8 protein-coding genes and 1 pseudogene are annotated in these 8,538 nt (G+C 71.0%); 5 read left to right on the forward strand and 4 right to left on the reverse strand.

Features of this window, described 5'->3' with window-relative positions:
- Positions 1-99: 99 nt before the first annotated feature.
- From ACFYWM_RS43305 to ACFYWM_RS43315, 3 genes are all read right to left on the reverse strand, one after another.
- On the reverse strand, positions 100-315 hold the full coding sequence (locus ACFYWM_RS43305) for a hypothetical protein (RefSeq protein ID WP_389927309.1): 216 nt from the start codon (positions 313-315) through the stop codon (positions 100-102).
- Between the two features lie 304 nt (positions 316-619).
- A complete protein-coding gene (locus tag ACFYWM_RS43310; RefSeq protein ID WP_389927312.1) occupies positions 620-1,738 on the reverse strand; it encodes a DUF4158 domain-containing protein in 1,119 nt (372 codons plus the stop codon).
- A gap of 54 nt (positions 1,739-1,792) precedes the next feature.
- Positions 1,793-2,104: a sigma factor gene (locus tag ACFYWM_RS43315; protein ID WP_389927314.1), complete on the reverse strand. Its 312-nt coding sequence runs from the start codon at positions 2,102-2,104 to the stop codon at positions 1,793-1,795.
- 755 nt (positions 2,105-2,859) lie between these two features.
- Here ACFYWM_RS43315 and ACFYWM_RS43320 point away from each other — a divergent pair.
- From ACFYWM_RS43320 to ACFYWM_RS43335, 4 genes and pseudogenes are all read left to right on the forward strand, one after another.
- Positions 2,860-4,077: an FAD-dependent monooxygenase gene (locus tag ACFYWM_RS43320; protein ID WP_389927317.1), complete on the forward strand. Its 1,218-nt coding sequence runs from the start codon at positions 2,860-2,862 to the stop codon at positions 4,075-4,077.
- A gap of 148 nt (positions 4,078-4,225) precedes the next feature.
- Complete coding sequence (locus ACFYWM_RS43325) at positions 4,226-5,065, forward strand: DUF1775 domain-containing protein (RefSeq protein ID WP_389927320.1); 840 nt, start codon at positions 4,226-4,228, stop codon at positions 5,063-5,065.
- The gene (locus ACFYWM_RS43330) at positions 4,993-6,096 is read left to right on the forward strand and encodes a copper resistance protein CopC (protein WP_389927322.1); all 1,104 of its coding nucleotides are present in this window, start codon (positions 4,993-4,995) and stop codon (positions 6,094-6,096) included. The genes ACFYWM_RS43325 and ACFYWM_RS43330 overlap by 73 nt, the downstream gene beginning before the upstream one ends.
- A gap of 194 nt (positions 6,097-6,290) precedes the next feature.
- A pseudogene (locus tag ACFYWM_RS43335) lies at positions 6,291-6,482 on the forward strand (hypothetical protein); the annotation flags it as partial.
- A gap of 384 nt (positions 6,483-6,866) precedes the next feature.
- Here ACFYWM_RS43335 and ACFYWM_RS43340 read toward each other — a convergent pair.
- Positions 6,867-7,610, reverse strand: coding sequence for a class I SAM-dependent DNA methyltransferase (locus ACFYWM_RS43340; RefSeq protein WP_389927324.1), 744 nt, complete (start codon positions 7,608-7,610; stop codon positions 6,867-6,869).
- 449 nt (positions 7,611-8,059) lie between these two features.
- Between ACFYWM_RS43340 and ACFYWM_RS43345 the strand changes: the two genes are divergently transcribed.
- The gene (locus ACFYWM_RS43345; RefSeq protein ID WP_389927327.1) at positions 8,060-8,329 is read left to right on the forward strand and encodes an EF-hand domain-containing protein; all 270 of its coding nucleotides are present in this window, start codon (positions 8,060-8,062) and stop codon (positions 8,327-8,329) included.
- Positions 8,330-8,538: the final 209 nt, after the last annotated feature.

The following is an 8,538-nucleotide window of genomic DNA, read 5'->3' on the forward strand; positions in this document are numbered from 1 at the left end:
AAAGCTACCTCGCGGGCCTTCATCTACGCGGAGCCATCGTGTGGCTCCGAAGCCTTCAACCCATCTAAAGATCCGAAGTCCGTACAGGCCCTAGGTGTGTCAGCTGAGCGTGCCCTGCTCGTCCACGAGCCGGTTGACGGCCAGAAGTACCAGCCCCCCACTGAGCAGGAACATGATGAGGCAGATCGCGGTGAAGGTTCCAACGTTGAACCAGCGGAAGCCGAGGCAGAGCACGGTTAGAGCCTCCCCGAACATGAAGGCCACGGCCAGCCGGGAGATGATCGTTAGCTGTTTGCGCAGTTCGGCTGTTGCCATCTCGGCTCGGGTCTGGTCCGTTTGGGCGTAGCGGTCCCGATAGTCGCGCCAAGCCCGGTGGAACGAGCCCCCCTCGACGAAGAGGGCGATCAGTAGCGCAGGAAAGATCTGAGCGGCTGTCGCGTAGAACGTCTCGGAATGCATATTCGGATACCGGATCTCCAATACGACCTGTTACAGCTGGCTGGGTAGGAGGCCGGATGTCCGTCGACCTAGAGGACACATGGCCGTCAGCCGGGAATGCCATGTCCGCCTGCCTCGACGGCGGGCGGCGTGTCCGCATGTCACCGTCACCGGCGCCTCCTTAGTCGGTCGTTGGCCCAGGTGAGCCATGCAGGGGCACGCCACGCCCTAATGAGAGAGCTCGGCGGCTCGACATCCGATCAGCGGTTCGTGGCCCCAGCCGGCCGCAGGTCCGCGCTCTGCGCAAGGGCTCGAAAGGTCCGGGTAGACAAAGCGGTGTCTCCTGCGGCTGGCTCACGTCACGATCGTGCCGAATCGCACGGGCACGAGCGATGAGCAGTGCCCAGCGCGCGCCGGTGGGGGCGTAGTCGCTCTGCTCGCGGGTGTCGTCGCGCGCGTCCAGCTCGACCGGCCCGTCGGCCTCGTTGGCCCGGTCGAGCTGCAGGGCTTCGCGGTCCAGGAAGTCGGCGACCTCATCCAGGAACGCCCCGCCCCGCGCGCGCATGGCCGCTACGGCGGCGCGGATCTCGCCGACCTCCGCGCGGACCCTGGCGATGCGCTGCCCGTGGCGGGTTACGTCCGCCGCGGTGTAGGGGATCTCCTGGTCGTTCCAGTCGGTCTGCTTCAACAGGGCCATCGTGTTCCCCTTCGAGGTGAGCCAGAGGGCGTCCAGTGAGTCGCTCCACTCCACCGTAGGGAGCGAAAAGGGGAGGCGTAAGCCTGGATCGGCTCTCATTGGATCGGCGCGCTGTTTCCGCAGGTGACGATCGCGTCCTGATCGGATCCTGGCACGGGGGCGGAATCGCTCAATTCCGCCCCCGCGGTGTTGATCGCCGCCACCTACACGATGTCGTCCTCCCAAGACGAAGTCCGCCTCTGCTCGGGAGAACTCCTTCAATGTGTAAGCGTCCCGGATCACCTCCTGGTGCTCGAACGACGTGCTACGCCGCTCGGTATAGCGGTTGATCTGCGCGACGTCCTCGATCCCGAGTTGGTCGGCGAGATACTGCGGCACCTCCTCGGGCACGTCCAGCGGATCGGTCAGGAAACGACCGATGAACCGAGCGGTGGTCAGCTGCAGGGCGAAGCCCAGACGGTGGTGGGCCCCGCGCCGTTCGGTGACCAGCGCTCGGTCCGCGTCGTCCAGGAAGAAAAATCGCTCCAGCTCCGCCTGGGACGGAGCGCAGGAGAACCGGCCGTACGCGGCCGCCTCGTCATCACTTAAGAACTCAACTGGCATAGCCGCCGAAAGTAGGGCAGCCCCAGCAGCCAGGGCGAGCAGAAGATCAAATAGTTAGTTGGGGCGGCTGCTAACGGGACTTTTCGTTCCGATGCTCGTCATGCCCCGAATCGGACGTGCCCTGTTCAGCCGGTCACAGCACAGGCGGCTGGCGACGCTGACGAGCCAGGCGGTCGGCCAGCCGACCTCTTCCTGCACGTCCTGCGGCATCGCGTACCAGCGGGCGTAGGTCTCGCGCACCACGTCCTCGGCGTCGCGCGCCGAACCGAGCAGGCGCTCGGCGACCTCACCCAGCAGCCGCCGCTCACCCACGATCGCGCTGATCCCCGCGCCGGCACAGCGCGCGAGCCGGTGCGGCTCAGACATGACGCACACGACGACGGCGAACGGGCCCGGCCCAGGCGCCGGCGCGGCGGCGCTCCCGGACCGGCCTGCGGCGAACACGCCGGTTGCCGAACTCCTCACGCCGGACACCGGGCCGGGCGCCGGGTACGGTGCCGCAGGGCATGCCGCCGGCCGCCCGGGCCGATCCAGGCGGGCGGTCCGGCAGCACGTCCGCACAGCCTCCGCGCAAGGGGCGGGCTTTCCACAGTTGAGTGAGGCTCATACCCCAACGACGACGCAGGGGTCCCCCGAGTGATGTGAAACACGAGAATCCGATCCTCCCCCCGGCGAGCGCTGGGCTGCGCGCACGAGGCCGAGGACGTCGTGCAGGACGCCTACGCGCGGTGGTACGCCCTGCCGCAGGAGGAGCGGCGTGAGATCCGGTCGCCGGCTGATGGCCTCTCGCCCACGGTCGCGCACCGGGCCCGCGGGCGGTGCTCCCGGCGCCGCCGGGTGGCCTGCGCGGCCGGGTTGTCCTTTGGCGGTGAGCCGCCACGGCGACGAGCGCGTGGGTGTGGTCGATCCCGTCTCACGTGGTCGGTCTGTCCCGCGTGGTCGGTCTGTCCCGCGTGGTCGATCCTGTCCCGCGTCGACTCCTTTCAGGACTCGTCGACGACGGCGCGTGTGAGCGGACGTCCCCGACGATTCAGCGGAGCGAAATGTGATGCCCGGAGCCTATGAGATATGCCCTTCTGAACGGCCGAGGGAAATAGCCTGTCATTTCCTATGATGAAGGCATGAACATTGAAAGGAAGCGGCGCGCGCTAATCGTCGGAATGGGAATCAGCGGTATGGCGGCGGCGATCCGGCTGCGTCAGATCGGCTGGGAGCCCGTCATCGTCGAACGGGCGCCGCGGCGCCGCAAGGGCGGCTATTTCGTGCTGCTGTGGGGAGCGGGACACGCCAGCGCCGAGCGGCTCGGGCTGGGTCCCGGCATAGCGGACCACACCTCTCCCGATACCGTTCATTACGAGGTCGACCGGTACGGTAACAGGACCAGCATGGCCATTCTCGGTAATCTCCCGGACGGTCCGCGCATGATGCGGCGGGGCGAGGTCGAGGACGCCGCTTTCGAGGCGCTGCCCGGCGACGTCGAGATCCGTTTCTCCACCGTCCCGGCCGGGATCGAGCAGGACGCCGACGGCGTCGAGGTGACCCTGCGCGAGACCGTGACCGGCGAGACCGTGACCGAACGGTTCGACCTGGTCGTCGGCGCGGACGGGCTGCGGTCGACCGTACGCGAGCTGGTGTTCGGCCCGCACGAGCGGTACATGCGCCCGATGGGCGGCATCACCTGCGCGTTCCAGCTGTCGAAACCCCTGCCCGGCCTCGCCCAGGAGGACACCGCCGTGCAGTTGGAGCCGGACCGCGGCCGCGCGATGTGGGTGTTCGGGTTCCGCGACATCGTCCCCACGGTGATGCTCACCTACCGCACCGACGACGTCGACGCCGAGTTCCGGCTGCCCGCGGCGAGGCGACTGCGCCAGGTCTTCGGTGACCGGCCGACGGGCAAGCTGCTCGGCGCCGTCCTCGACGAGGCCGACACCGTGCAGGACATCCTCTTCGACTCGGCCGAACAGGTGCGGATGGATTCCTGGCATCGGGGCCGGGTGGTCCTGATCGGTGACTCGGCGTGGTGCGTCACCCTCTACGCCGGGATGGGCGTCTCGGCGGGGCTGGCCGGATCGGACCTGCTCGGCACCATGCTGCGGCGGCATCCGGACGACCTCGAAACGGCGCTGACCGAGTGGGAGCGCAGGCTGCGGCCGGTCGTCACCGAGTGGCAGGGCTCGGCCGAACCGATGCGGCAGTGGTTCAACCCCTCGGGCCGCCGCGAGGCCCTCGTCCGCCACTTCTGGACCCGAGGCGAGGAATGGCCGGTCATCGGCCACTACGTCCGGCAGTTCTTCATGCGCGGCAGGATCGCGAAGAACGCCGACGTCGCGGCGGCCTGAGCCTCGGCCTCGAAAGCCTCGAAAGCCTCGAACTCGGCCTCGAACTCGGCCTCGAAGGAGCCTCGGTGACCGGGCTCGCACGGCACGACCCGGCCCAGCAGCGGATCTCCGCGTCCGGCGGCAGAGGGCTGGAGGGCGGCCGAAGCCGTTGCTAAGCTCCGGCCATGAGGCGCACCCGGCGGACGACGCGCGGCCTGCGCTCGGTCCTGGTGGCACTCAGCACCACCGTGATCGCGGTCGCCGCTCACCGCGCCCACGGGACGACCCCGCCCCTGCCGGCCCTGGTTCCCGTGGTCCTGGTGGCCTGGGGCGTCGCCTACACGCTGGCGGGCCGCAGGATCACCCGGCGGGAGCTGCTGGCCCTGCTCGGCATCCGAAGCTCGACACCCCGATCGACGACGGTCACGGCGGCCAGTACACCGAGCGGGTCGACCAGATCGTCTGCACCGCCAGGACCCCGCTGCCCGACGCCCTGCGCGACACCTTCGAGCTGTCGCTGAAGCTTCCGGAGAAGGAAGGCGCCAAGCTCGTCTTCCCGGCGGTCCAGAAGTGCGAGAAGGGTGAGACGCCCTGGACCGAGGTCGCCGAAGGCGGCGCGGAGGAGCCGGAGCACCCGGCCCCGTACATCGTGCTGACCGCCAAGGAGGCGCCGCACGGCGCGGCCACGCCCACGCCGGCCGAGACCGCGACACCGGCCGCCCCCGCCTCCGCGGGCGACGTCGCGCGCGTGGCCTCCGACTCGGCGGCCTCCTCCGGCTCGGGTGACCCGGGCCTCGTCGGCTGGGCCGGGCTGGCGCTGGGCGCGGTCGGCGCGGCCGCGGGCGTGACCGCACTGGTGCGCGGCAGGAAGACCTCTTGCCCCGTCCGCTTCTTCGCGGGACGCCGGGGTGGGCGCGGCCGACGGCCGCGCCCACCTTGGCCGTCCTGCTGCTGGCGGCCCTCCTGGTCCTCCTGCTGCCGGGTACGGCCGAGGCCCACGCGGTGCTGAAGAGCACCGACCCCAGGGACGGCCAGGTCCTCGCCCAGGCGCCGCGCACCGTCACGGCCACCTTCAACGAGGCGATCACCCTGGCCCCGAAGGGGAACCAGCTGCTCGACCCGGCCGGCCGGGTCGTCCCCGCCGACATCCGCTCGGTGAACGACACCGTCGTCTACACCCCGGCCTCCACCCTCGCCGAGGGCACCTACATCGTCAGCTGGCGGGTCGTCTCCGCCGACACCCACCCGGTCGGCGGCGGGATCAGCTTCTCCGTCGGCAGGCCGAGCGCGAGTTCGGTCGCCGTCCCCGACCAGGTCGCCGGCCGCGAGGTGAACGTGCTGCGGATCGGCGCCGAGGTGCTGCGCTACGGGGGCGTGCTCGGGTTCGCCGGCCTCACCGCCTTCGTCCTGTTCGTCGCCGAGCCGAGCGTGCGCAGGTCCGCGGCGTTCGCCCGCAGGGTCCGGCGCGCCCGCGACGCGCTGGCCGCCGCGGCGCTGCTCGGCGCCGTGGCCCTGGTCCCGCTGGTCAAGCTCTGGCAGGACGGCGCGGGCGTCGGCGAGCTGTTCTCCGCCTCGCTGTGGCCCGCCGCGCTGTCGGCGGCGCCCGCGGCCGCCGCGGCGCTGCTGGCCGCCGGCACCGTGCTCGCACTGGTCGCGATGCGCCGCGACCTGCCGGTCGCCGCCGCGCCCGTGGCCGCCACGCCGTCCCCCTCCGCCGGGCCCAGGACGCTCACCGCGGCCGTCGGCGGGAACAAGGCCACCATGGTGATCAGCCCCGGCAGGCGAGGGGTCAACGCGCTCCAGCTGTCCCTGGTGGACGGCGAGGGCGTGCCGCTGGTGCCGCACGAGACGCCGCAGCTGTCGGTGCGGCTGCCCGTCTACGAGCTCGGGCCGTTCAAGAAACCGCTGTCCACGACGGGCAAGGGCACCTACGAGGCGACGGTCGACTTCCCGCTGGACGGGACGTGGACGGTGACGCTGGTCGTACGGCTGTCGGAGTTCGAGAGCCCGGTCGTCTCCCAGAAGGTGGTGATCCCGTGAGATCCGGTGTCCGTCGTGGAGTCCGGGCCGCCGGGGTGGCGCTGGCGGCGGTGCTGGTGCTGGTGCCGGCCGCCCCGGCGCTGGCTCACGTGCTGCTGGAGTCCGCGCAACCCAACGGGGACGGGCCGGTCACGCTCACCTTCTCCTTCGACCACGGATGCGACGGCGCGCCGACCGAGGCGCTCGTCGTCCGGATGCCGGCCGGGGCCTCGGTGCTGTCGGCCGGCCAGCCGGGCGGCTGGTCCGGCGCGGTGAAGGGGAACGCGGTCGAGTGGAGCGGCCCGGGGATCGCCGACGGCACCAGGGCGTCCTTCACCGTGAGGGCGCGCCTGTCGGGGAAGGCCGGCGCGCCGCTGCTGTTTCCGACCACGCAGCGCTGCACCGGCGGCAAGGGGTACGAGTGGATCGGCGCCGACGACGCCTCCGCCGAGCCCGCGCCCCGGCTGATCGCCACCGCGGCCGTCCTGGACCCGGCCCTCAGCCCGGCTTCGCCCCCGGCCGTGGGTACCGACGGCGCCGGCGACGTCCAGGTGGCCGTGGCGCTGGGCGCCTTCACCGCGCTGGCGGTGCTGGGCGCCCACCTGACCTCCGGAGGCTCCTCACCGGTGCGGCGGGAGAAACCCGCCGGTGGCCCGGGGCCAGAGCCGGGGCCGCGGGAGCCGGGTCGCGGCGATCGGTTTTCGCGGGCGCGAGGCGCGAAACCGGGCGGCGACCCGCGGAAGGTCGTGGCGGGCCGGGGAGTCCGGGCGCGTGGCCCCGTGCTCCTGAAGCTAGCGGCCTGCCGGGATGCGGTAGACGGACACGTGGGAACGCGACTCGGCGGTGAAGTCGGCCCCGGCCCAGTCGGCGTGCCTGCTCTCCAGCTCGAACCCGGCCAGCTGGGCCATGAGGTCGAGCTCGGCCGGCCAGATGTAGCGGTGCGGGCTGCGAAACAGCTGGGCCCGCCTGCTGTCGTCGAACCTGAAGTGGTGTGACACGACGTGCTGGCGCAGGACGTCGTAGGTGTCCAGGCCGATGTAGCCGGTATCGCTGTGCCAGACCGTGGCCTGCTGACCCGGTGGGAGTTTGCGCAGCTCGGGCACCCACAGCTCGATCACGAACCGGCCGCCGGGGGTGAGGTGGCGGGCGGCGTTGCGGAAGCACGCGACCTGCTCGGCCTGGGTGAGCAGATTGGAGATCGTGTTGAAGACGAGGTAGACCAGCGTGTACTTCCCCGGGGCGGTGGCGGTCGCCATGTCGCCGACGATCACCGGGATCGTCGCCTCGTCCGCCTTCGTCCGCAGCCGGTCGATCATCGGGGGTGACAGCTCGACGCCGGTGACGGGCACCCCCCGCTCGGCGAGCGGTAGGGCCACCCGGCCGGTCCCGATGGCGAACTCCAGCGCCCGCCCGTCGCCCGCGAGCTCGGCGAGGCGCTCCACGGCCGGCTCCAGGACCTCGGGCGCGAACATGCCGCTGCCCGGCGTGTCGTAGCGCCGGGCGGCGTCGGCGTCCCAGATCTCCTCTTGTCGCATGCCGCCGACAATGAACGCCGGGGCAGGCGTCTGTCCAATGATTTTGTGATCTCGCGTTCGCGTGCGGCCTTGCGGAACGCGGATCGGGCGGCGCGGCCGGCGGCCTGCGGCGATCGCGCCGCTCGCGGGCCTCCGGGCCCCAACGCCTTCGCCGACACCGCCGCGGCCTATTCCTGGATCGACGGACAACTCCACTGAACCCTTTCGGGATCAGAACATATGCCGACACTCCCGCCCTGGCTGGGAACGAAAAGGGAGGGAATGAAATAGAACAGCTCGCTCGGGCTGATTCGCGATGAAAAACGAGAACGGCATCCTGTCCCAGGAATTTCGCCGCCAAGCATCGAAAGAGGCGCCATTCTCTGATTGAGCGACTTCTCATAAAAGCAGGTGAACGCGGTAATGAAATAAGTCTGGTCGAACCGTAGGCGCGGATTTACTGTGAGTTCATGAATGAGCTGCGAAAGCGCAAATACGAGCGGTGGTTCCGCGCCGCGGACGTCGACGGCGACGGCGCGATCAGCCTCACCGAGTTCACGCGCATCTTCGGAAGCACGGGCCGGGCCGGCGACGACGAGTGCGCCGAGGTGTTCAACGCGCTCGACCTCGACGCCTCCGGAGCCCTGTCACGGGCCGAGTATCACAAGGCCGCCTCGGAGTTCTTCTACGGAGACGATCCCGGCTCACCGGCCAACCACATCTTCGGCCGTCTCGAATAAAGGACACGAGCCGCGGCGGCGCCTCGTACGGGCCCGGCACTCCCCGCGCGCTCGCCGGTCGACGGATCCCCGCCCCCGAAGCGGCCGGGGGGGGGCCCCCCCCGGGGGGGGGGGCCGCGCGGGGGGGGGGGTTTTTGGGGGGGGGGGGGGGGGGGGGGGGGGGGGGGGGGGGGGGGGGGGGGGCCGGGGGGGGGGGGGGGGGGGCCCAC

The sequence above is a fragment of the Streptosporangium sp. NPDC002721 genome (assembly GCF_042888905.1).
GTDB lineage: Bacteria > Actinomycetota > Actinomycetes > Streptosporangiales > Streptosporangiaceae > Streptosporangium.